Genomic DNA, 22,912 nt, shown 5'->3' on the forward strand with positions numbered 1-22,912 from the left:
ATAAATATCCGGTTACGGACTGAAATCAGGATTTGACGGATAAGATTATTAATAACGTTTTTTGTTGCGGTTGTTTTTACCGTTGTTGTTGCGGTTTTTCTGGTTGGTTTTGCCTGTGTGTTTCGACTTACCGCGCATCAGATCATCACTGTCGGAAAGATCTTCATCCCACTTGGCAAGGTTTATTTTCCCATCGCTGAGCTCAAATAAATGCTCGAAGATCACATCATCTTCTACGGTGTCTTTATTCCAGTTCAGAAAGCTCTTTTTCATGTGGTTGGCGATAGTGAACTTAAGACCTTCTTTAAGATCACTGTCCTCCCAGCTGTTACACACATCGATCATCCTTTTGATGTTATTCCCGTAAAAACGGTATTTGGGATAGTTCTGCGGATAATCCAGTGGCCCCGGTTTTTGCTCCAGAAGCTCCTTTTCCGGTTTGGGATAGGGAGAGTCTACGTCGAGACGAAAATCGGAAATGATAAAGAGCTGATCCCAGAGTTTATGCTGAAAATCGGGAACATCTCTCAAATGAGGATTCAGATTTCCCATGACCCCGATGATGGCCCTGGCCACCTTATTGCGCTCTTCCTTATCTTCTATAGACACCGCATAGTCGATCATCTTCTGTATATGGCGCCCGTACTCCGGAATTATAAGTCTCTCGCGCTCTGTGTTATACTCTAAATTGTCGGTCAAAATAATGTAAGGTATTAAATTTATGTTATTGAAGTGCAGTAAACCTCATGAATAGTGAAGTACCATAACGGAGTGCAAAATACTAATTTTTTTCTAAAACCGTACCAAAGAAACCGGATTATACGACATCCTTTTTTTTCGATAAAAAATGGCGTACCCAAAGCAAAGCCGTTTATTCTTAAAGGGATATCACTCCTTCGATCTCACCGACTTCCTTGTATTTCCCGATAACGGCATCCGCACTTTCCATAATAAGCTGAATGGAAACTGCCGTGTATTTCCCATTGGAAGACTCCTTGGTGGTTATCACAGCCCCTTTATTGTCGAAGATCTCTTCGATACGTGCTATTTTGGCATTGTCCGAAGGTATGATAAACTTGTATAAATAACTGGACGGCCAGGTGCTTGTGTTGTTTAATTCTTCTTTTAACCTGCTGTAGAATTGTGCTTCCTTTTCCGGATCCATAGTTGAGATTTTCCTGTATTTTTACGTATTGTACGGAACAAAGATACAGCTTCCGGAGCATATAAAACACATGCTGTGGTGATAATATCCGCTCCGGGGGCATTTTCATTTTTTAATTACGCCCGCTTTTGCTTATTTTGCATTTTTGAAACACATGACGGTGAGTACGAAGAAAATTATTATTACGGGAGGCCCCGGAACAGGTAAATCATCTGTTCTGGACGAGTTTATAAGACGGGGACATCGCTGTTTCCCGGAGATATCCCGCCAGGTGACCGCAGAAGCACAGGAACAGGGCATCGCCCAGTTGTTCCTTACCGAGCCCTTATTGTTCAGCACCAGGCTGCTCGAAGGACGGAAAAAGCAATTTACCGATGCGTGCGAACTGCCGGACGAACGGGTTTTTATAGACCGTGGCGTACCGGATGTCCTGGCCTATATGGATTATGCCGGCTCGGAGTACCCCGGCTTTTTCAGGGATGTATGCGATTATTGCAGGTACGACCAGGTATTTCTGCTCCCGCCCTGGGAAGCTATTTATGTTTCCGACAGCGAGCGTTACGAAAATTTTGAACAGGCACAGGTCATACACCGGTTTATAAAAGAAACGTATAAGCGTTTCGGATACACCCTGACCGAAGTCCCGACCGGAACCGTTTCCGGCCGGGCCGATTTTATCCTGGAGCAACTCCATATCTCACATACCACGGTATCCCATACCTCCACCAATACCCCAATAACTTAATAACCGAGTAACCTAATAACCCATAGCTACAACACCGCTTCACATATTACAGAAATACTGGGGGTTCGACACTTTCAGGCATCCGCAAAAGCAGGTTATCGATGCTTTGCTGGAAGGCAGGGATGCTTTTGCCCTGCTCCCGACGGGGGGTGGAAAATCGATATGTTTCCAGGTACCGGCCCTGACCAGGGACGGGATATGTATTGTAGTGTCGCCGCTGGTGGCGCTGATGCAGGATCAGGTAGAGCACCTGAAGTCGAAGGGAATCAAGGCCGCTGCCCTTTCGGGCGGGCTCAGGTACGAAGAAGTAGACAGCATGCTCGACAATTGCATTTACGGCAACTATAAATTCCTCTACCTGTCTCCCGAGCGCCTGCAACAGGATATCGTACTGGAGCGGATACGGCAGATGCCCGTAAACCTGATTGCCATAGACGAAGCCCATTGTATCTCGCAATGGGGAAATGACTTTCGCCCGGCATACCGCAACTGCACCGTTCTGCGCGAACTGTTTCCGGCTATACCTGTGGTGGCGCTCACGGCTTCGGCAACTGCCAGGGTGGTCGACGATATCCTGGAAAACCTGCACATGAAAGAAGCCACGGTCTTTCGCAAGTCTTTTGCCCGCTCCAACCTGGCCTATATGGTGTTCGGGGAAGAAGACAAACACTACCGCCTTCGGCAGATCCTGAAAAAAAACCCGGAGTCTTCCATTGTGTATGTACGTAACCGCAAGGCTGCCTCCGATATTGCCGCCCATCTCCGGAGCCATCATATTACCGCCGGTTTTTATCACGGCGGACTCAGTCCGGAGGAAAAAGCATCCGGATTACGCCAATGGCTCAACAACACCAACCAGGTCATGGTAGCCACCAATGCCTTCGGCATGGGCATAGACAAACCGGATGTAAAAACGGTCGTTCACATGCACCTGCCGGAGAGTATGGAAAGCTATTACCAGGAAGCCGGACGTGCCGGAAGGGACGGTGAAAAAGCCTTTGCCGTAGTCCTCAAAAACAATACGGACGAACAGGCACTCAGAAAACAGTTTCTCGAAAGCCTGCCTGATGTCGCTTTTCTGAAACTACTGTACAAAAAGCTCAACAATTATTTCCAGATATCTTACGGGGAAGGGGAAAACGAGGCTTTTGCCTTTCACTTCAACCAGTTTTGTGCAACCTACGGGCTCCACCCCTTGCTGGCTTACAACGGACTGAAATTGCTCGATCGCAATTCGGTGATCTCCCTCTCGGAACAATTCGGGCGGAAAACCACGGTACAATTTATCGTCACCAATCACCAGCTGTTTATGTATATGGACAAAAATCCGCGCCCGGAACATATCATTCAGGCGATCCTACGCACTTACGGGGGTATTTTTGATATAGAGACCAGGATCAATCCGCAGCTCATCGCCGAGAAGACCGCTTCCGACGAACAAAGGGTGATCGCCGTACTGCAGCAGCTTGAAAAAGATGAGATCATCGCATATCATGCCGAACATACGGACGCCCGTATTACTTTTCTCGTTCCGCGTGAAGACGATATCACGATACACATGATCGCAAAGGAGATCAAACAACAGAACAAACAGAAAAAAGAACAGGTTGCCGCAGTGATCGCTTATATACAGAACGACAACACCTGTAAAAGCCAGCAAATCCTCTCCTACTTCGGAGAAAACAACGGGACGGAATGCGGGATCTGCTCGGTCTGTATCCGCAAAAAACAAAAGGGCATCCCGGGAGAGATTGCCGGAATTATCGAAGAAGAGATCATCAAGGTGTTGCGGCAAAAAAGCCTGACCTCGAGAGCCCTTGTCGAAACCCTGACGTTCCGGGAAGCCTATGTACTCGAGGTGCTCCGGCAATTACTGGAAAAGGAAAAGATACGTGTAAATACCAAAAACGAATATGAAGTCACAGGATAAGCCTGCCGGACTTCGAACCCAATCCGATATAGAATGAGAGACCTGAATATTGTCTTTATGGGAACACCCGACTTCGCCGTCGGTATCCTGGACAAACTGGTAGAAAACAACTACCGTATAGCCGGGGTGATCACAGCTCCCGACAAACCCGCAGGGCGCGGCCGTAAACTGCACGAATCCGCCGTGAAAAAATACGCCATATCCAAAAACCTGAAGGTCTTTCAGCCCGAAAACCTGAAAGACGAAGAGTTCCTGGCCGAACTGCGGGCCCTTAAAGCCAACCTGCAAGTGGTTGTCGCTTTTCGCATGCTCCCGAAAGCCGTGTGGGAAATGCCCGAATACGGCACTTTTAACCTCCATGCTTCCCTCCTGCCCGATTACCGGGGGGCAGCCCCTATTAACAGGGCTATCATGAACGGAGAAACGGAAACCGGGGTAACCACTTTCTTTATCGACGAAAAAATAGATACCGGCGAAATCATTATGCAGACCAAAACCGGTATAGGCCCCGAAGAAACCGCAGGGGAACTCCACGACAAACTTATGGAAGCCGGGGCCGGACTCGTACTCCGCACCGTTCAGCATATCGAAGCCGGAACGGTAGCTCCGAAGAAACAGCAGGAACCGGCCGTACTGAAAAGTGCCAATAAGCTCCATAAGGAAACCTGCAGGATCGACTGGAATTCGGGTATTGATACCGTTCATAACCATATCCGCGGATTGAGCCCCTATCCCGGAGCCTGGACCACACTCCGCAACGAAACACCGGAAGCCCCCGTACAGGTCAAGATATTCCGTTCCGAAAAAGAGCCGGCCTCCCATAACAAACCTACAGGACAAATGATAACCGGAAAGAACGAAGTCAAAGTCGCCGTAAAAGAAGGTTATATAAAACTGCTGGAAATCCAGCTTCCCGGAAAGCGCAGAATGCCCATCTCCGATGTACTTAACGGCTACACTTTCAGCCCCGAAGCCCGGGTCGAATAGGGCGTTATAGTCACTGAAACCAGTAAATACAAGGAAAAAGACGATACTTTATCAACATTTTTTTGAAGTTATCAACAAAAAATCGGATTTCCCCCCGTTTTACTTGCGTTATAACGAAATCCGTATAAATTTGTGTAACCATTTTAAAAACGATGTTTAACCAACAATTAATTTTTTAAATTCTTATATTATGAACAAAACAGAATTAATTGATGCCATGGCTGCTGATGCCGGTATCACCAAAGCCGCAGCTAAAAAAGCCCTGGAGTCTTTTTTAGGAAGTATTGAAAAAACCCTGAAAAAAGGGGATAAAGTGTCTTTGGTAGGCTTCGGATCATGGTCAGTTTCCAAAAGAGCTGCACGGGAAGGTAGAAACCCGCAAACCGGGAAAACCATCAAGATCGCTGCCAAAAAAGTGGTAAAGTTTAAAGCAGGAGCAGAATTAGGCAAAGCCGTTAATTAAGACGTTCCTCTTTTAAGATAAATGTTAAACACCTGCAAAAAACAGGTGTTTTTTTGTTTAAGAGCGTTAATTTCCGATTCGACAGGTTTGATTTTTTGATTTTTTTCTTTAGATTTAAAGAAATAAAATGCCTATGATTGCTCTAAAACCACAAAAAGGACATTTATTGATCGCAGAACCGTCCATTATAGGAGATGTTTCTTTTAACAGGTCGGTAGTACTTCTTGCAGCGCATAATGACGAAGGATCTATAGGTTTTATACTCAACAAACCGCTATCCTTCCGGTTACATGAACTCGTACCTGAGATTACGAGGTCTTTTAAAATATATAACGGGGGACCTGTAGAACAGGATAATCTTTATTTTATTCACAGGGTACCACAGCTGATTTCCAACAGTATCGAAATCTCCAATGGCATCTACTGGGGGGGCGACTTTGATGTTCTCACCGTGCTGCTCAATGACGGTACCATCAAGAATTCGGATATCAAATTCTTCCTCGGATATTCGGGCTGGGATACGCTGCAGCTCGATAAGGAATTGCAATCCAACTCATGGATAGTCTCGGAGAACACCTATAAAAGCAAGGTAATCCGTAAGGCCGCTTCCTCGTTCTGGAAAGAAAAAATGGTAGAATTCGGGGGCGATTACCTTTTGTGGTCCAATGCTCCGGAAAACCCTAATCTCAATTAATATCCCGTACGGGGACCGAAAGGATCGGATTATGACGGACCTCCCAGTCTCACGTGGAGATTCAGTTTGCCCAGCAAATCCCTGCTTACATCCGCTTTAAACTGTTTTTTCCGGTAGTTGGTCACCGGCCGGATCCCGGTAATCGTATTGGTGATAAACAATTCGTCTGCTTTTTGCAGTTCGAAAGGAGATACGGACTGCTCTTCCAGCGTATAGCTATCGAGTTTGGAAAGGATTTTAAGAAGCTGTTTACGGAGGATCCCGTTGATACAGCCATCCTCCAATGGCGGGGTTTTGATGGTTTGCCCCTTAACCAGAAAGATATTTCCGTTGATCGCCTCTACCACATTTTTCTTTTCATTGAGCAACAAGCCGTTTTCGTAGCCATTTTCTTCGGCATAGATAGCAGCCAGTACATTGACAAGCCTGTTATTGGTCTTTAACGTAGACAACAACCCGGCATTGACCCAGTGATCCTTGAAGAGTTCTACCGTGTACGGAGCTTCGCTGAGCGTATAGAACGGGCTTTGCAGTTCGTGTACCTCTATGATGTACTCCACGCCCCTGTCGGCCGGCAGGTAAAGCCCCCCATCCTTACGGTGTACCCCCATCCTCACGCGGACAGGACGTGTATCCATCTCATTGGCACCAACCGTTTTCAGGATTTCCTGTTCGAGGTATTCCATCGTAAAATTCATGGGAATATCCATTCGTAATATCCGCATCGAGGCCATAAGCCTGAGGTAATGTTCTTCCCAAAAGAATATTTTCGAATTGACCACCCTCATGGTCTCAAAAAGCGCATCGCCGTAACGCAGTCCCCTGTTCGTGTGGTTTAAGAAATTCTCTGATGAAGACCGTACTTCGCCGTTGAAATTGATCATAAAAAAAGCCCTGAAAATTTATTCAGGGCAAATATACTGGTAAAAACACAAATAACCTTATGCAGAACCGAGAACATGTTTCAGATCGGAGATCTGGTTTTCCCAAAGCATCTTGGCTTCGTCCAGCTCATCTTCCTCGGTAAAATCGGTGATCAGCAGCGATACGTCCTTGGTGATTTCATCGACTACGATCCTGAATTCAAAAAAGGCATCGTCTTCTGTGGCGAGCCATTTGAACTTCACGGACTCCCCGCTCTTTTTACGCACCATTTTCGCCTTTTCCTCGCTGTCATCCCAAATAAAGGTATAAACCTCTCCCCTGGAATTTACATTATCGGCAAACCATTCGGACAATCCGGATGGCGTGGAGATATATTGATATAAAAGCTGGGGCGAAGAATGTATTTGAAATTCGAGTTCGTATTTTATTTTATCCTGCATATCTGTTCCGTTTTTTTAAGAACGACAATATAATTATTTCTTATATAAAACCTAAAATAAAAGCATAAAATATTTTTTTTCACGAAGTGTTTGCCGTACTCAATTTTGTTTCTATATTTGCAGCCGCAATAACAGTTTTACCGCTGTTAAAGCAAAAGCGATCATGAAACGGCGAGGTAGCTCAGGTGGTTAGAGCGCAGGATTCATAACCCTGAGGTCACGGGTTCAAATCCCGTCTTCGCTACAGTAAAAAAGGCTTTCAAGTAATTGAAGGCCTTTTTTTATTTTCTCGTTTCAGGATAAGCCCGTTACACTCCTGTTCCTCATTTCTTTTTGTCGGAAAAGATCTATTTCTTCTTTTTCCTAATAATTTGTTCCATATCATCATTGTTAGTAAAGACTAATTATTTAATTTTGTTAAGCTAATTATGACCTTTCATAAATTCAAGACCAAAAACATATCATGAAGCATTTGGGATTGTTGCAAAAAGGGGAAACTGCTGTGATCAGTGGAATTCTCCACAACTGCCCGGCAGAGATCCGGCAGCGTTTACTGGATCTGGGTTTTGTAAAAGGAACACGGGTGCGCATCGAAAATATCAGTCCGCTCAAAGATCCGGTAGCCTATCGCATACACCATACCCAAATCTCCCTTCGCAGGGAAGATGCTTCGTATATAGAGATCGAAATTAACGAAAACGAAGAATGATGAATGCCGCCTGTGAAGTATGTGAATTCAACACGGCCTCCGACTTAAAAAAACTCGGGGGAATTTCCGGAAAATACGATTATACCATCGCTCTTGCGGGAAACCCGAATACGGGCAAGAGCACAGTCTTCAATGCCCTTACGGGATTGAGACAACATACGGGAAACTGGCCGGGAAAAACCGTTACCCGTGCCGAAGGGAGTTTTTCCTACAGAGATAAAACTTTTAAACTCGTCGACCTCCCGGGAACCTATTCGCTGATGTCCGATTCTGAGGATGAGGAAGTGGCGAGGGACTTTGTACTGTTCGGAAAACCTGACGTTACTGTCGTGGTCGTAGATGCTGCCAGGCTCGAACGCAATCTCAGCCTGGTGCTGCAGATACTGGAAATCACTACCAATACCGTACTTTGTCTCAACCTGATGGACGAGGCACGAAGGCACGGAATAGCTATCGACCTGCGTACCCTTTCCAGAGACCTGGAAATACCGGTAATAGCGACCAGTGCGCGGTCAAAAGAAGGGATCTCCGAACTTATTACAGCCATACATACCATGGCTACCCACGGAAATACGGTTAAAAAACATCTCCTTACGGATATTCCGGATGATACCGGAGAAGCTATAGAAGAACTCACTGCAAATTTGCAGCGACTGGACCCCGATCTCCCCAACACCAGGTGGATAGCCTTGCGACTACTGGAAAACGATCAGGGGATCATCAGGGCATTACAACAGGGAAATACAGCGCCGGGTTTACATTCAGAACTCGATGACATCCTAAACAAGGCAAAAAATTATAGATCCTCTCTGGACGGTCACTATCAGGATGATATTGCAGAAGCTATGTACAGCAAGGCCGCCCGGCTTGTAAAAGACTCGGTATCCGGTAATGCCTCACAACGGGCGTTCAGAATGGACCGGGCCATAGATAATATCGTCACACACCGCATCTGGGGCTTTCCCATTATGTTCCTGTTACTCGGCGCAGTATTGTGGACTACGATTATAGGGGCCAATTATCCTTCTCAAATGTTATCTACCTTATTACTGGACACCCTCTATCCCTGGTTGAAAAACGGTGCGGAAACCCTTCATTTTCCCTGGTGGCTAAGTGGTTTTCTTATTGACGGGGTGTATCTCGCTACCGCCTGGGTTATCGCGGTAATGCTACCCCCGATGGCTATATTCTTTCCGCTCTTTACCCTTCTGGAAGATTTTGGTTATCTTCCGAGAGTTGCTTTTAACCTGGATCGGGTATTTAAGACCTCAGGAGCACACGGAAAGCAGGCTCTCACCATGAGCATGGGATTCGGATGTAATGCCGCAGGGGTAGTCGCTACCCGTATTATAAACAGTCCGCGTGAAAAGCTTATTGCCATCATTACCAACAACTTTTCTTTGTGTAATGGACGATGGCCCACACAAATACTTATTGCCACCATCTTTATCGGAGTCCTCGTCCCGAAACCGTGGAGCGGTACGGTATCCGTACTGGCTGTAGTAGGGATTGTCGTGCTTGGCATCGCTTTTACTTTCTTCACGTCCTGGCTGTTATCCAGGACCCTCTTAAAGGGGAAGTCCTCGTTTTTTACCCTGGAGCTCCCTCCTTACAGGCCTCCGAAGGTATGGCAGACCTTGTACACCTCCCTGATCGACCGTACTCTTATTGTGCTCTGGAGAGCCGTGATCTTTGCCGCCCCTGCAGGTGCCGTAATATGGCTTATTTCCAACATGATCATCGGCGATCAGAGCCTGGCCCTTTGGCTGATACACGGCCTCGACCCTGCAGGACTGTTTATAGGCCTTAACGGGGTTATTCTCTTAGCGTATATCGTAGCCATTCCGGCCAACGAAATCGTGATCCCTACCATATTGATGCTGACCACCATGGTCATAGGAACAACCACTCTCGGCGCCGGCGCGGGGGTGCTGTTCGAAGGTTCGGAAACCGAAATATCCGCCTTGCTGCAAGCCGGGGGATGGACCACACTCACTGCGGTAAACCTGATGTTGTTCAGCCTGTTGCACAATCCCTGTAGCACTACGATATATACCATTTACAAAGAAACCGGGAGCCGGAAATGGACGGTGGTAGCCACCCTGCTCCCCATTGTATACGGAGTACTGGTTTGCCTGGCCGTTACACTGATATGGCATGCTTTATCGTAAAGACGGTACACCGCTGCAGGAGGGCCTACATGACGGAACTCCCGGAAAATCGTCCCCAATCCCCAGGGTTATGTCTGAAAAGGAAGCCAGGGAAACACTTTTCCGCATTTCTCAACATGACAATATAGTCAATACCCGGCATCCCCGGTTTCGGGATATCTATGCTGCGGATGATACTCGTGTTATCTACGGAGGATGTATATCGGTCCTATAGTAGAATGATCAAAGGCTCCCTTTTTCTCAAGCGCCTTTATCACTTTTTCCGGGTTGGAAACAATAACCTTTTTAAAACACTTAAAACACTGGCTTTTTGATGTGTGGCATAACTGCGATCTTCCTCCGGATGCAGCCACTGCCATATCTCTTTCCATCCCATAAGCCCCCCGGCATTCCGGTCGTCGATAAAGATATCGGCATTCAGTTTCCGGGAGTAGTTCCCCTGTTGTGCCTCGCCGGGATAATTTTCATTTACCGCATAAAACTCAATCCCGTGTGTCCTGCAGTAGGCCACAGCCTCTTCCAGGTACCGCCCTTCCCTGTAGGTCCAGAGGATTAGCCGGTGTCCTTTGCGTTGCAGTGCCATAATGATGGCCAATGCACCGGGCACCGGCTTTCCTATTTCGGGATATCGATGTGTCACTATAGTACCGTCAAAATCCACAGCGATGACTTTGCTGTTACTTCGTATAAAATTCGGGTTCATTTCTACCTCCTGTTTCTTGCGAAAAATTTGTTCAGGTTTAGCTTTTAAACGTATGCCCTGCCTTCAATACATTCATATGGTGATCAAAGAGATACTTCAGGGGCACCCCCGTAGCTATTTCTCGTTTGACGATCTCTTCCGGGCCGAGCTTTTCCAGGTACATGATCAGGGAACGCAGGCTGTTGCCATGAGCTACCACCAGCACATTCTTCCCTTCCGAAAGCAACGGAAGGATATGCGATTCAAAATAGGGTATGGTGCGATCGTAGGTATCCTTCAGGCTCTCACCCCCGGGAGGGGCTACATCATAGGAACGTCGCCATATATACACCTGTTTCTCCCCGAACTTCTTTGCGGTTTCTGCTTTGTCAAGCCCTTCGAGGTCGCCGTAAGAACGCTCGTTAAGAGCGGTATCACTATATACGGGCACCTGCTCCAAACCACATACTTTGCGAATGATCTGCAGGGTGTGCTGCGCCCGTTTCAGGGTAGAGGTGAACATCACATCTATCTTTTCTTCCCTGAGTTGCAACCCCGCCTGGAAAGCCTCTTCCTTTCCCCTGTCGGTAAGGTCTATATCCTTCCATCCGGTAAACCTGTTCTCCAGGTTCCATTGTGACTGTCCGTGTCGTACCAGAATTAATGCAGACATACTATTTTCCTTTTTAGTTAGTTTTTCCTTCCGTAGCACGCATGCTTTCCAACAACGTCACAAGCTGCGTGTCCCGGTTTGCCTTGTCGATATGGTGCAGGTAAGATACACTGGCTCTTTGCAATTCCTTCTGAAGCATTATTTTACAATCCTTCATTGCTTTTTTGCGTAATTGGTGTAACAGGTAGTACATACTCCGACGCAATATGGCTTCCGCCTTTTTCTGCTGTTTCATTTCCAAATAAGTAAAAGCCATATTGTTACATGAGATCATATAGATCTGGATAAAGGGGATCTCACTGCTCTTACAGGTCTCGAAATGATTATTTAACACTTCTGCCCGGTACAGGGCTTCTTTATACCCGGCCAGTGCTTCGGTGTACTTTTCCTCATTAAACAGGGTATTAGAAGCCACTGTCCTGGACTTCCAGTATTCCTCAATATGATTCAGACATACTTCGCTCATAGTATTTCAGATTTTCATTTCAGGTTATCATTGGCAAAATCCCAGTTGACGATCTCCCAGAAACTCTCCACGAATTTCGGGCGGGCGTTACGGTAATCGATATAATAGGCATGCTCCCACACGTCGAGAGTAAGTAACGGTTTTTTGTTTTCCGTAAGCGGTGTATGTGCATCTTTCATGGGGAGAATCTCCAGCCTTCCCGCCGCATTCTCTACCAGCCAGGCCCAGCCCGAACCGAACAGTTTGACGGCAGCCGTCGAAAAAGCTTCGCGAAAGGCCTCGAAACTTCCAAAATCACGTTTTATATACGTTCCTATTTTTCCTGTCGGGGCCTTTCCACCATCCGGAGAGAGGCAATGCCAGAAAAAACTGTGGTTCCAGTGCTGGGCAGCATTGTTGAACAAGCCGGCGTCTCCACGGTCGTAACCCGCCCGGATAATGGCTTCGAGTGGCATTTCACAATAGGGAGTATCCTTGACGAGGTTTCCCAGATTATGTACATAAGCTGCATGGTGTTTCCCGTAATGATAGTCAAAGGTTTCCCCGGTGATCAATGGGGCCAGCGCGTTTTTGTCGTACGGCAAATCGGGTAATGCAAGAGATGTCTTCATCGTTTTCGGTTTTTAAGTTTTATAATTTTAATCGCTTTCCTGATCGCTGTGACTTTCGTCAATTCCCGAACGGCCTCCCCCATATCCTGTGGCATCAGGTCTGTATGTCTCACCTGTCGTTCTATTCTCCTTTTCTCCTGTTCCGGCAGTGTAATAACGTAATCCATAAGGGAGGGCTTTTATACATGTTCAGAATTGTTTTCTGATGCAAAATTACAAAGTTAGATTAATCTAACAAATATTTTTGTTGCTATTTTAAAACGATTGATTTGTATTCCTATATTTGCCTTATGAATTCTTTAACCGAAGAAAATTATCTCAAGGCCATTTATTCCCTGTCTGCCGACCGGGGTACGGTAAATGTAAACGACCTTTCGAAACGATTGGATATCAGGATGCCTACGGTAACCAGCATGATGAAAAAGCTTGCCGAACGCAAGCTGGTGCGTTATGAAAAGTACAAACCTGTAAGCCTTACCCCAAAGGGGGAAAAAGCCGCCATGTATGTGGTAAGGAAACACCGTCTTACCGAAATGTTTTTGGTAGAGATCATGGGTTTCGGGTGGGAAGAGGTTCATGATATAGCCGAACAGATAGAGCATGTGAAGTCTGCCGAATTCTTCCGGAAAATGGATGAACTGTTAGGTCATCCGTCTTTTGATCCTCACGGTTCTCCCATTCCCGATCCGGAGGGGAATATCCGCCGGGATCCCTTACCCGCCCTGAGCGAATGCCGGGAGGGCGAAAAAGTAAGCCTGTCCGCCGTATCAGATTCTTCCAGCGAGTTCCTGACCTTTCTCAATTCCAGGCGACTTTCCCTGGGGACTGAAATAAACATACTTTCGATAGAACCTTTTGACGGTAGCATGATGCTTTCCTATGACGGGACATCCGGGCAGGTTTTCAGCAAGGTGGTGTGCGACAAGCTCCTGGTAGGTCGCAAGGAGAAGTAATACCGGGCTTTATTTCAGGAATTCCAGGAGTTCTTCGGTGGTCATATAGGAAAAGCTACGTCGTATTACCGCAAAATTCTCATCGAGCAGGAGCAGCACCGGTAGTGAAAAAGCTTTGTTATCCCTGCTTCCCAACAGGTAAGCAAATTCATGGACAGGACGCCGCCCGGTAGTTGCTTCACGGTTATAAAATTGCCGCTCACCAAAATGCAGTGTATCGGTAGTCTCTACATCCATCCCGGCAGTGTATATCCCGCTTTCCCGAAGCCTGGCCAGGACGGCAGGTGACCGGAATGCGTTGCGCTCCATCTTTTTACAATACGCACACCAGTCTGCATAAAAATAAAGCAGGGTTCCTTTCGGGTGCGTCTGCAGCGAATCTGTCAGCTCCCGGACCGATATCCACGGGATCCCGGAACCGGGCTGGGCAAACCCCGGTGCAGAAAACAGACAGAAGAAAATTAAAAGATACCGTATCACCATTACGCAAAAATAGTTTATTATGGAGTATTTGGTTATTTGATTACTAAGTTATTCAAGTAACACCTGATAATCTAATAACCCAGAAGCCAAAACCAGATGCACTGACACACATAGATTTGGCTTCTAAAATCACGGAAACTCTTAACAATTAATAAACTAACATCTCTCCCCTACAGGTTATGCAAATTGCCGAGTTTAATGCCAAAATATATAGTCCTGGGTTGAGCCGGACCATAGATATAGTCGGAATCCCGCGTGGCACCGGTATCAAAATCGTCCTGATAGCTATTAAAAACATTGCGCACCCCGGCATAGACATTCATCTGGAAATTATCGCTGACATCAATATGATGGCTTAGTTTCAGATTCATATCGTAAAAGGAATTGCTCTTGTTCAGTTGCATAAAACCGCTATCACTAATCACCAGTGGTACGGTCATAGGACCGGTATATGTTCCGGTAATATCGAGGGTAGTTTCTTCGAATAGCCTCATATTGGTATTCAGGTATCCATATACATTGGGGTTGCGAACAAACTTCCGGATAGCAATATCCGTCTCTCCCTGTACCGAACCATCAGCTTCAAATAATAGTTGTTGTTCCCGGTAACGCGATTGTTGTACGGTTCCTCCCAACTGGAAAGTATACCTGGATGAGGGAGATACCCCTATCTCTATATTCGCCCCGGTAACATAGGCCCCTTCCCCGTTCCTGACCTCTTCAAGTATAGATCCGTTAGGAAGACTTGCCCCTGTACTTACCGTGGTAAACGGATTTTCGAGATCGGTATAAAACCCTTCTACCAAAATATTGGTTTGAAGCTTGTTAAAATTTTTGGCGTAGTTGAAAGAGGCCGTAAATGCATTGGAATACTCCGTTTCCAACTCTTCAGAAAGAATGACAAATTGCGGTTCTCCACCTACGGACGACACATGCAGGTCTTCGTTAAAGGCCTGTGGGGCACGGAACCCGCGGGCATACCCGCCCCGGAACTGCCAGCCTTCGGCAAAATTGTACATGAGGGTAAGCCTGGGACTCAGCACGACCTGATCGATCTCGGAGGAACGGTTTACATTCTGAACAGAATAGTCTCCCTCTACATTCACATAATCCAGCCGACCTCCTGCCAGGATCGTAAATTTTTCGGTAGGTTTCCATTCATACTGGGCAAAGGTACCGATACTGTTGACCTTCTGATCTATGAAACGATTATACCCGGGGATATTATCCTGGGTACTACTCAGGTTATACTCGCTTCCTATAGTCAGGATATCATGACTGTTTTTGAAATGGCGGGTATACTGACCGCCCATAAGCAGGGCCAGATCATCCGTATTTCCGTAAGCATTGGCAGCGCTTATGGAATCCTGGCGCGTACGTCCGCCTCCGAGTCCGCCATAAAAACTTTTCCTGTCCGTGTATTGTGCAGAGGTGTACACCGAAAAAGCATTGCTCTTATCATCATTGGTAATCTCGTAAGTAAGGCCTCCCATTACGGTATTGTGGTCCAGTTGTTCCGTAATATCTGTCAGGTGGGGTGCCAGTTCCAGGTGATCTCCCCCTCTTCGGTATTCTTCAAGTGCCGTAAAATCGAGTGTCAGTTTACTGTGGTGCGAGGGCCTGATAAAGGCCTTGGTACCCAGGGTATTGTTCTTTAATTCTGTAATCTCCGTAAAACCGTCATTATTGGCATCATAACTGTCCCGGTCACGTTTCATACCGTAGACGGTAATTCCGCTGTTCAGGTCTTCGCTCACTACCGTAGCATTGACATTCAGGGTACGGTCTGGCGTCTTACCGTCTATAAGCCCTAGGCTTCCCTCTATCTGCCAGGAGTTCAATACCGGCTCTTTCGTAATGATATTCACTGTTCCGGCAATAGCATTAGACCCGTACAAAGCCGATCCGCCACTACGTACCACCTCTATACGATCGAGAATGGAAGCCGGGATCTGTTCCAGGCCATATACACTGTTCAGCGCACTGAATACCGCACGACTGTTTACCAATACCTGTGTATAACTCCCGTCAAGCCCGTTTAGCCGTACCTGGGTAAACCCACAGTTCTGGCAGTTGGTTTCCACCCGTACCCCAGGCTGGTAATTCAGCCCATCGGCAACAGAAATAGATTGGGTAGCATTAAACAGCTTCGCATCCAGTACATTGACTACCACGGGAGATTTTTTAACATTGACACGATTCCGGGTACCGCTGATCACTACTTCTTCCAGCCCGAGCATATCTTCTTCCAGTTCAAAATCGAGAGCCTTTTCCCGGTATTCTCCGGTAGCAATAGTTTTTTCTACAGATTTAAAGCCTATGGCCTGTATATGAAGGGTGTACACTCCAGGAGGCAGTTCGAGGACATATTGCCCCCGATGATCCGCAGCAACCCCGGCCGAACTGCCTACTACACTGATATTGGCAAAAGCAACACCATGTTTGCCTTCCACGACTGTTCCTTTGATAATATCCTTTTCCTGTGAGAACAGTAAAACAGGAAAAAGCAAGGTGACAAGGTAAATAAATTTCATTTTATTAAATAAGGTTAATATTAAAGTTAGTCAAAGCTAATTATTTATTTTCAATAAACGAAAATGTAAGTTAATAATATTTGTATCTCATAGACAGGAAACAGTAAGAGCCGTACTATTCAACTTCCATTTTTGTCTTTGACCAACTTACATGCCACTTATTTCCATCGGAATACGGATACAAAAGTACGCATTAAATGCGACAATGTATCATTTAAATATTAAAAAATAGTATCATTCAAATAACATCCCGGAATAGCAGATAAGCGGAATCCGGGCGTGGCCGAAATAAATATTCCCTGTTTTTGACCGCCGAAATGTCCGAGAATTGAATATTTACTTTAGGAATTCCATAACCGCCAATCAGAAAAGGGTCTTGTGATACATGGACACCCGTTATCCTGACCGCGGAGCAGATTTGGTTTTACCCGATGACCGGGATAACCCCCGGACCGGCTTCCCTGTAAGGCAGACATGTACCACAGCGTTCCCGTTATACATCCCTGATCACTGAAGATTGCCGGCTTATGCGGTACAACAGGTACGCCCGAAAGATTTCAAAATTCCTGTCCGGGATTTCCGATGTTCATATATACTCAGAGTATGGCTTTAAGGCCTATGGTTATATTGCGACCAGGAAGCGGAGCCAGATATTTCAGGTATGAATTTTGTGGACGGGCTTCTGCATTGAGAAGATTACTTCCGAAAGCATAAACTTCCAATGCATACTGTTTTATCTGAAACCGGTATGCGAATCGTCCGGAAAGCAATGAATATGCCGGCATAGGGGGTTCGGGATTAATGTTCTTCCCTAAATATCGCTGCTTACCATACCTTTCAAAAGCCATATACAACAGAAACTTTCCGACAACTATAGTTGAAGAAAAATTATATCGGCTTGTAGGCAAATTGGGCATATAATCTCCTTCTGCCCATTTTCTGACAGGGTCATCGGAGGTATTTTTGTTCTTTACCAGGTCAAAAAAAGATGATATCTCCCAACTGTTTTCCTTACCCCAGGTATACCTGTAATTCAATGTCGCTTCCCAACCGCTGATCTCCGTATCCGAGCCTCTCCATTCTTTGACCAGGAACCCTCCGGAGCGTGATATTCCGGTATGTGCGAGATACAGGTAGTCGTCAAAAAAGGTATGGTAATACGTCAAGCTGGCATGCCATCTCCCGTAATCCACCCCGCCTCCGAATTCGTAAGTCCTGGCTGTTTCCTTGTCCAGCCTGTCGTCACCGTTCTCTTCAATCATAATAGCAAAATGATCATTCCCTGCATAAAGCTCATTGACTTCGGGGGCCCGTTCGGCATGGTTAAACGATATGTTCATAAAACCCGCTTTCCAAAAATTCCAGCGCAAGTCTCCCGTAAACTGATTCAAACCAAAATTCCGGTCCGACAATTCGCCTCCCGCAAGTCCGCGGCCTGTCTTATAATCAGGATCAGACAATACACGCCGGCTCACCCGGTCATACCGATATCCCAGATTAAGCATCAACGAATGGTAATTCAGCTGCTGCAGGGTGAACACTCCGAATTCACGACTCTGATTATTGGGCAGATACCGTTGTTCTCCCTCCCCTTTCATCCTGAAATAAGCATAATCGATACCGCTAAGTCCTTTCCCGAATTTCCATGCCTTTTGTTCTGCCTCAATACGTACGGTGTGCCGGTTACTGTCAAATTTATTTCCCGGAGCGCTTCCCACCAGCTCGCGATCGTCAGAAACCTGCATTACGTAATTCAGCCGTATTGTAGAAAATATAGTTTCTACAGGTTTATATTCAGATTCCAAAAGTGTACTATGCGAAATTCCGGATGTATTTATCGGGGCGTATTCATGAGCTCTTTCCGCTGTATGATGGTTGTGATCATGACTGTGGTCATGACCATGATTGTGTGAGGGCCTGGACGTCAATGCAAATCCCGGTATACCATAATATCTTTCCACGTACCGATAACCTATCCCCATTCTAAAATTATTCCGGATATAACTCGTCCCGAAGTTTACAGCTTTACTTCTGGCATGACTGTTGGGCATGATCCCTTTGGTCACCGGTGCATAATCATATATGCCGTGAACTACCTTATTGTATAGCGGCGTATCCGGATCCTGCCCTGCCACATAGTACTCGTTATCCGGATTACGGATATTCTCCCCGTTAACATAAGAATATTCGTCAAACGTATAAAGATCATCCTGAGTAAGTCCCCATTTCGGATCGCCAAGCCGGTCCATGACATACTGGCTCAGGTAAGGATAAAGGCTAAGGTTACGGATATTTTCGGCGTCTACATAGACCTGGGCGAGGGACTGGGTAAGATCGTCAATATCTGGATCATAAGCTATAGGGGCTTTGGTATTTCCCGGAATTTTCAGATCGTCATTCCTCCGGTTCATACCCCCTATGTGCCATGCCCAATATTTCCCGAGATTCCCGTTAATATTAACTGCCTGCCGGTAACCACTATTGGTACCGGCCTCGACAATGGCATGCCCCTGCACCTCTTCCGGAAATAAGGCAGAAGGAATGGTATTATCATGCATGTTTACGGCTCCACCGATAGCTCTGCCTCCGTACAATACCGCTGCATTCCCTTTATACACCTCTATCCCCAGCAGATTATCCGTATCTATCTGAACATCAAGATTGGGACTTATGCCGGATAAATTATTCAGTACGGCCCCATTAGATAATACCTTAACACGATTTCCACTCATACTCCGGATAACCGGCGTTCCGGAGTTGGGTCCGAAATATGAATTTTGTACTCCGGGGATATGGCTGAGGGCCGCCCCAAGAGTTTGTGACCGGACCATGTTAATTTTTTCATCATCCAGATACTCCCGTTTCCCAACAATACGCTTAGCGCCGGGAGAAGCATCTCCGACTACAATCGTCTCAAGGAGTTCAATAACCGCTAAACTATCTTTGGTTACTCTTTCCTGGGCACGTAAATCGTGAAGATCAAAAGAAAAAACAGCAAAAAAAATAAAAATGATATAAAGCCGGTCTTGCATGATAGAACTATTGATGTGGCGCAAAAATAGAAAACATTCCCATACATGCAACATTGTCGCAATATTTAAAATCTTTTTATTACTTTCGCCAAAAAAACAAGCTTTATATGTTTAAAAATTACACTAAATTTCTGGCTATTGCCTACACGGCATTATTACAATTCTCCTGTAGTAAAGATGACGATTCTTCTCCTGATATCATCGCTATCGACATCCCTACAACATTTGAGGTACCCTATGGAGAAGAAATCGATATCGACTTGTCCGGAGTACTTCCGGAACAAAAGGACATCACATTTTCTCTTGACTTTAATGAAACTACAGAGGTACAGGTCGGTAACTCAATCAGCTTACGCGAACAACTGGCCCGCGCAATTGTCATCCATAACGGTGATCATGCACATATCAGATGCAACAGCAATATGTTGTACCCGAACGGCATTACATCTGAGATAGAGAACAAGCGTATTCCCGATGCCTATAAGATCCTTGTACTTGCCAGGGACCGCAATGAAAAGATCGTGGGAGAACAAATCGTTTCCCTTAAGATACTTCCGGAAAAGATAGACATAAAGGGAACAGAAAACAGTAGCGGTATTTTGTTTACCTATGCACTATACAGCAATGAGGATACCGCTTTTGAATTGACAGCACCTTTCATTTCAGGAGACAATACTTCATGGTTCTTGCCTGAACCGGTTGAAGATGCATCAATCCGTCTTGACAACAATAAAATTATCTTTTCCGGCATAGAAGGTAACCCTGCCCGGCAGGAAGAAACCAAATACGACCTTAAGCCCTCATTATTAAAGAACGGGTTCCCCATAGCCTCCGCATCTTTCCAAGTTATTTTTATCCCCGAACTCAAGTTTTTCTATGGTATATATTTGCCAGAAGGTGATATGAGTATTTTACTCAATCTACTTCATCTTTCCGTAGCGGGAGGCTCCAAAACCAGTGCTCCGGTACTATATCCTGCAGAATATAAAGGGACCTTTGAAATCGTAAGTATCGAAAAAGACGGACTACCCTTCGAAGATATAAACCGGATTTTCGGTATTGTAGAAGACACCGGTGAAGTCACCACCCAAGAAAACAACACCTTGGATCCGGGGGACTATCTGCTTACCATAAAAGCCATTTCATCTACAGGAATCGAACGCACTACGACCCTTACCCTGGCTTTGGAATAGTTCAGAACAAACCAGCTTTGAATTCGGAGTTAACCTCATAGCGACTAACCGAACGGCAATCAAGCTTGCCCGTCCGTTTAGTTCAGGCTCAATTTCGATGACCGGGTAAAAGGAGGCTGTCTCAAGTCAAGGCAGCCTCTTTTTTATTCGGATAGGTATCCGGGACAAAATTCAAATACGCAAATATCAGAAGGTTAAAAATACTTTTTGGACACCCTCTTTTTAATTATTACTTCCTCAGACCATTTTTTGCCATAAAATCTTACCCTTTTATGATCAACATGCCATACCGAAATCTTACTGTATCCGTATGCCCATTGACTCCCTGATTTCCCATGCTCAAAGACAAAGATTTTTAGAAGCTGAAGCGAGATGCACTAAAGTGCATGCGTTTGACTTCTACGGAGACCACTAAAAATCTTTATTCCATCTATGTTTCCCGTTCCTTTTATTCGTTTTTTATAAAATTTCACCCAGTTTTCCGGAGTACGCTCCTAAAACTCCTTGATCACCAAATAAACAGTGTAGGACGTATAGAACAGAAACAAAAGAGCGGCTTCCCAACGATCGATCCTCTTTTTCTTCCCGGTAAGCATAAACAACAGTAGCAAAACCGTTCCGCCGATTAAGATATAGATATCCTGATCAAACCCGGATGTATAGGCCACAGGGGTAACCAGGCTACTTACGGATAAGATCAGGAGTATGTTAAAGATATTTGAACCGATCACATTGCCTATGGCTATATCGCTGTTCTTTTTCCATGCGGCAACAACAGAAGTTACCAGTTCCGGTAGTGAGGTGCCGGCTGCAACTATGGTAAGCCCTATAATCTTTTCACTGACTCCGAGTTCCGTGGCTATGGCCACACTATGGGTGACTACGAGTTTTCCCCCTGAAACCAATCCCGCTAAACCGATAATAATCAATCCGAGGATCTGCCACATGGGCTTCTGTGTAGAGGTGATATGCTCCGAGGTATGGTCAGACTTTAGCTGTGTAAATACATAATAAAGGAACAGTACAAACAGCACCAGCATAATAATCCCATCAATTCTGCTGAGTTCGGGTGCCGAATTTTGAACATAGAAATTATGAGCCAATAACAAAAGAAGCACAGCGACGAAGAGCGAAACCGGGATCTCTCTCCATGAGGTCGATGTTTTAACCGTTACAGGCATAATCATTCCGGTAATTCCCAGAATAATAAACAGGTTAAAATTATTGCTCCCGATGATATTACCTAAAATAATATCGGAATACCCGTTCGTTGAGGCTATCAGGTTAACCACCAGTTCAGGTGCGGAAGTACCGAAAGCTATAATGGTCAAACCAATGGCCAGGTCGGAAACCTTGTATTTTTTTGCTAATAAGGAGCCTCCGTCAACCAGCCAGTTTGCGCCAAAGATTAGTAGCACAAATCCCACGGCAACCAATAAAAGAGATAAAACCATAATATAGCGTATCTAAGTAAAGAGTTTTGCCTAAATAAAAAAGTGTTCCGTATAGTATTACCACACACCTTAAAACATCAGGTATGGTAGTACTCAAGATCACCAGAAATTGTGGAAGGGAAAAATAATTTTGGATTTTCGGTCGCGGAAAGCAAAACATTCGGGCACATTCGGGTTTTTTCCAAAAACAGCACTACCAGTATGTCCATCAATAGCCGATAAAGTGGAAAGTCCATCAAATGCCTTGAATTTCAAAAAAGAAAAAGAAGTGTGATACCCTCCCGAAACCGAACTTTTAGTACGGATAAAATGATTTAGGATAGCTCCGGAATTAATTTCAGAATACAGTTCCTGTTTATCCTGGTGCACGCTTTTCGCACACCCGGAATTGTCCATTTCCCTCAATGCAAGACTGCAGATGGCGGCAAGAAGAATGATTCCCGAAATTTTAATCATGTCTATCACACCACAAATGTAATAAATCCAATGACTTCTTTCCCGGATGGATATTTTATTCGCTGTTTCGGATAAAAAACCATACTCTTTACAGATCCCCCTGCTTTTCCACCGGTACTAAATTCTGGCTCCGCCCCCCTCCCTGTGGACTGATCCTGAACCATTATAGTCTGTCATTTTTTCAAT

General features: G+C 45.5%; 22 protein-coding genes and 1 tRNA gene. 10 read left to right on the top strand and 13 right to left on the bottom strand.

Annotated elements, in window-relative coordinates; translation table 11 throughout:
* Window positions 1–48: 48 nt before the first annotated feature.
* Both BT112_RS02065 and BT112_RS02070 read right to left on the bottom strand, forming a co-directional pair.
* Window positions 49–699 (bottom strand): DUF4290 domain-containing protein, encoded by a 651-nt coding sequence (locus tag BT112_RS02065; protein WP_072315710.1) that lies wholly within the window; start codon window positions 697–699, stop codon window positions 49–51.
* A 178-nt stretch (window positions 700–877) separates the two neighbouring features.
* Window positions 878–1,165 (bottom strand): DUF493 family protein, encoded by a 288-nt coding sequence (locus tag BT112_RS02070; RefSeq protein ID WP_072315711.1) that lies wholly within the window; start codon window positions 1,163–1,165, stop codon window positions 878–880.
* 160 nt (window positions 1,166–1,325) lie between these two features.
* Here BT112_RS02070 and BT112_RS02075 point away from each other — a divergent pair, with 160 nt between their 5' ends.
* The 5 genes from BT112_RS02075 to BT112_RS02095 all read left to right on the top strand — a co-directional run bounded on the left by BT112_RS02075 (window position 1,326) and on the right by BT112_RS02095 (window position 5,984).
* On the top strand, window positions 1,326–1,910 hold the full coding sequence (locus BT112_RS02075) for an AAA family ATPase (RefSeq protein ID WP_175545723.1): 585 nt from the start codon (window positions 1,326–1,328) through the stop codon (window positions 1,908–1,910).
* A 43-nt stretch (window positions 1,911–1,953) separates the two neighbouring features.
* Complete coding sequence (locus BT112_RS02080) at window positions 1,954–3,840, top strand: RecQ family ATP-dependent DNA helicase (RefSeq protein ID WP_317039570.1); 1,887 nt, start codon at window positions 1,954–1,956, stop codon at window positions 3,838–3,840.
* Between the two features lie 33 nt (window positions 3,841–3,873).
* A complete protein-coding gene (fmt, locus tag BT112_RS02085; RefSeq protein ID WP_072315714.1) occupies window positions 3,874–4,827 on the top strand; it encodes a methionyl-tRNA formyltransferase in 954 nt (317 codons plus the stop codon).
* 190 nt (window positions 4,828–5,017) lie between these two features.
* Entirely contained in the window at window positions 5,018–5,290 is a 273-nt protein-coding gene (locus BT112_RS02090; RefSeq protein ID WP_072315715.1) for an HU family DNA-binding protein, read from the top strand.
* A 133-nt stretch (window positions 5,291–5,423) separates the two neighbouring features.
* Entirely contained in the window at window positions 5,424–5,984 is a 561-nt protein-coding gene (locus tag BT112_RS02095) for a YqgE/AlgH family protein (protein ID WP_072315716.1), read from the top strand.
* A 29-nt stretch (window positions 5,985–6,013) separates the two neighbouring features.
* Here the strand turns inward: BT112_RS02095 and BT112_RS02100 are convergent, their stop codons facing one another.
* Window positions 6,014–6,868, bottom strand: a complete 855-nt coding sequence (locus BT112_RS02100) for an aminotransferase class IV (RefSeq protein ID WP_072315717.1) — start codon at window positions 6,866–6,868, stop codon at window positions 6,014–6,016.
* A 57-nt stretch (window positions 6,869–6,925) separates the two neighbouring features.
* Window positions 6,926–7,309, bottom strand: coding sequence for an START-like domain-containing protein (locus BT112_RS02105; RefSeq protein WP_072315718.1), 384 nt, complete (start codon window positions 7,307–7,309; stop codon window positions 6,926–6,928).
* A gap of 170 nt (window positions 7,310–7,479) precedes the next feature.
* On the opposite strand from BT112_RS02105, the gene BT112_RS02110 reads away from it, so the two are divergent.
* The 3 genes from BT112_RS02110 to feoB all read left to right on the top strand — a co-directional run bounded on the left by BT112_RS02110 (window position 7,480) and on the right by feoB (window position 10,189).
* Window positions 7,480–7,553, top strand: a tRNA-Met gene (locus tag BT112_RS02110).
* 219 nt (window positions 7,554–7,772) lie between these two features.
* On the top strand, window positions 7,773–8,018 hold the full coding sequence (locus BT112_RS02115; protein WP_083564737.1) for a FeoA family protein: 246 nt from the start codon (window positions 7,773–7,775) through the stop codon (window positions 8,016–8,018).
* The gene (gene feoB / locus BT112_RS02120) at window positions 8,018–10,189 is read left to right on the top strand and encodes a ferrous iron transport protein B (protein ID WP_072315720.1); all 2,172 of its coding nucleotides are present in this window, start codon (window positions 8,018–8,020) and stop codon (window positions 10,187–10,189) included. The genes BT112_RS02115 and feoB overlap by 1 nt, the downstream gene beginning before the upstream one ends.
* 253 nt (window positions 10,190–10,442) lie before the next feature.
* Here the strand turns inward: feoB and BT112_RS02130 are convergent, their stop codons facing one another.
* The 5 genes from BT112_RS02130 to BT112_RS21725 are packed head-to-tail and all read right to left on the bottom strand — an operon-like array spanning window position 10,443 to window position 12,788.
* Window positions 10,443–10,892 carry a BT0820 family HAD-type phosphatase gene (locus BT112_RS02130; protein WP_072315722.1) on the bottom strand — a complete coding sequence of 150 codons (450 nt, stop codon included), beginning with the start codon at window positions 10,890–10,892 and terminating at the stop codon, window positions 10,443–10,445.
* Window positions 10,893–10,929: 37 nt separating this feature from the next.
* Window positions 10,930–11,544 (bottom strand): 2,3-bisphosphoglycerate-dependent phosphoglycerate mutase, encoded by a 615-nt coding sequence (locus BT112_RS02135; protein WP_072315723.1) that lies wholly within the window; start codon window positions 11,542–11,544, stop codon window positions 10,930–10,932.
* Between the two features lie 13 nt (window positions 11,545–11,557).
* Window positions 11,558–12,010 carry a hypothetical protein gene (locus tag BT112_RS02140; protein ID WP_072315724.1) on the bottom strand — a complete coding sequence of 151 codons (453 nt, stop codon included), beginning with the start codon at window positions 12,008–12,010 and terminating at the stop codon, window positions 11,558–11,560.
* Between the two features lie 14 nt (window positions 12,011–12,024).
* Window positions 12,025–12,621, bottom strand: a complete 597-nt coding sequence (locus BT112_RS02145) for a superoxide dismutase (RefSeq protein ID WP_072315725.1) — start codon at window positions 12,619–12,621, stop codon at window positions 12,025–12,027.
* Window positions 12,618–12,788, bottom strand: coding sequence for a hypothetical protein (locus BT112_RS21725; protein WP_175545724.1), 171 nt, complete (start codon window positions 12,786–12,788; stop codon window positions 12,618–12,620). Before BT112_RS21725 ends, BT112_RS02145 begins: the two co-directional genes overlap by 4 nt.
* Before the next feature lie 123 nt (window positions 12,789–12,911).
* Between BT112_RS21725 and BT112_RS02150 the strand changes: the two genes are divergently transcribed.
* Window positions 12,912–13,574, top strand: a complete 663-nt coding sequence (locus BT112_RS02150) for a metal-dependent transcriptional regulator (RefSeq protein WP_072315726.1) — start codon at window positions 12,912–12,914, stop codon at window positions 13,572–13,574.
* Between the two features lie 9 nt (window positions 13,575–13,583).
* Here BT112_RS02150 and BT112_RS02155 read toward each other — a convergent pair whose 3' ends face one another.
* From BT112_RS02155 to BT112_RS02165, 3 genes are all read right to left on the bottom strand, one after another.
* Window positions 13,584–14,057 carry a thioredoxin fold domain-containing protein gene (locus tag BT112_RS02155; RefSeq protein WP_072315727.1) on the bottom strand — a complete coding sequence of 158 codons (474 nt, stop codon included), beginning with the start codon at window positions 14,055–14,057 and terminating at the stop codon, window positions 13,584–13,586.
* A 170-nt stretch (window positions 14,058–14,227) separates the two neighbouring features.
* Window positions 14,228–16,591: a TonB-dependent receptor gene (locus BT112_RS02160; protein ID WP_072315728.1), complete on the bottom strand. Its 2,364-nt coding sequence runs from the start codon at window positions 16,589–16,591 to the stop codon at window positions 14,228–14,230.
* A 596-nt stretch (window positions 16,592–17,187) separates the two neighbouring features.
* Window positions 17,188–19,623: a TonB-dependent receptor gene (locus BT112_RS02165; protein ID WP_072315899.1), complete on the bottom strand. Its 2,436-nt coding sequence runs from the start codon at window positions 19,621–19,623 to the stop codon at window positions 17,188–17,190.
* Window positions 19,624–19,730: 107 nt separating this feature from the next.
* Between BT112_RS02165 and BT112_RS02170 the strand changes: the two genes are divergently transcribed.
* Window positions 19,731–20,816: a hypothetical protein gene (locus BT112_RS02170; protein WP_139275944.1), complete on the top strand. Its 1,086-nt coding sequence runs from the start codon at window positions 19,731–19,733 to the stop codon at window positions 20,814–20,816.
* A gap of 494 nt (window positions 20,817–21,310) precedes the next feature.
* Here BT112_RS02170 and BT112_RS02175 read toward each other — a convergent pair whose 3' ends face one another.
* Entirely contained in the window at window positions 21,311–22,270 is a 960-nt protein-coding gene (locus BT112_RS02175) for a calcium/sodium antiporter (RefSeq protein ID WP_072315730.1), read from the bottom strand.
* Window positions 22,271–22,912 lie beyond the last annotated feature (642 nt).

This window comes from Sinomicrobium oceani (genome assembly GCF_900119185.1).
GTDB classification, from domain to species: Bacteria; Bacteroidota; Bacteroidia; order Flavobacteriales; family Flavobacteriaceae; genus Sinomicrobium; species Sinomicrobium oceani.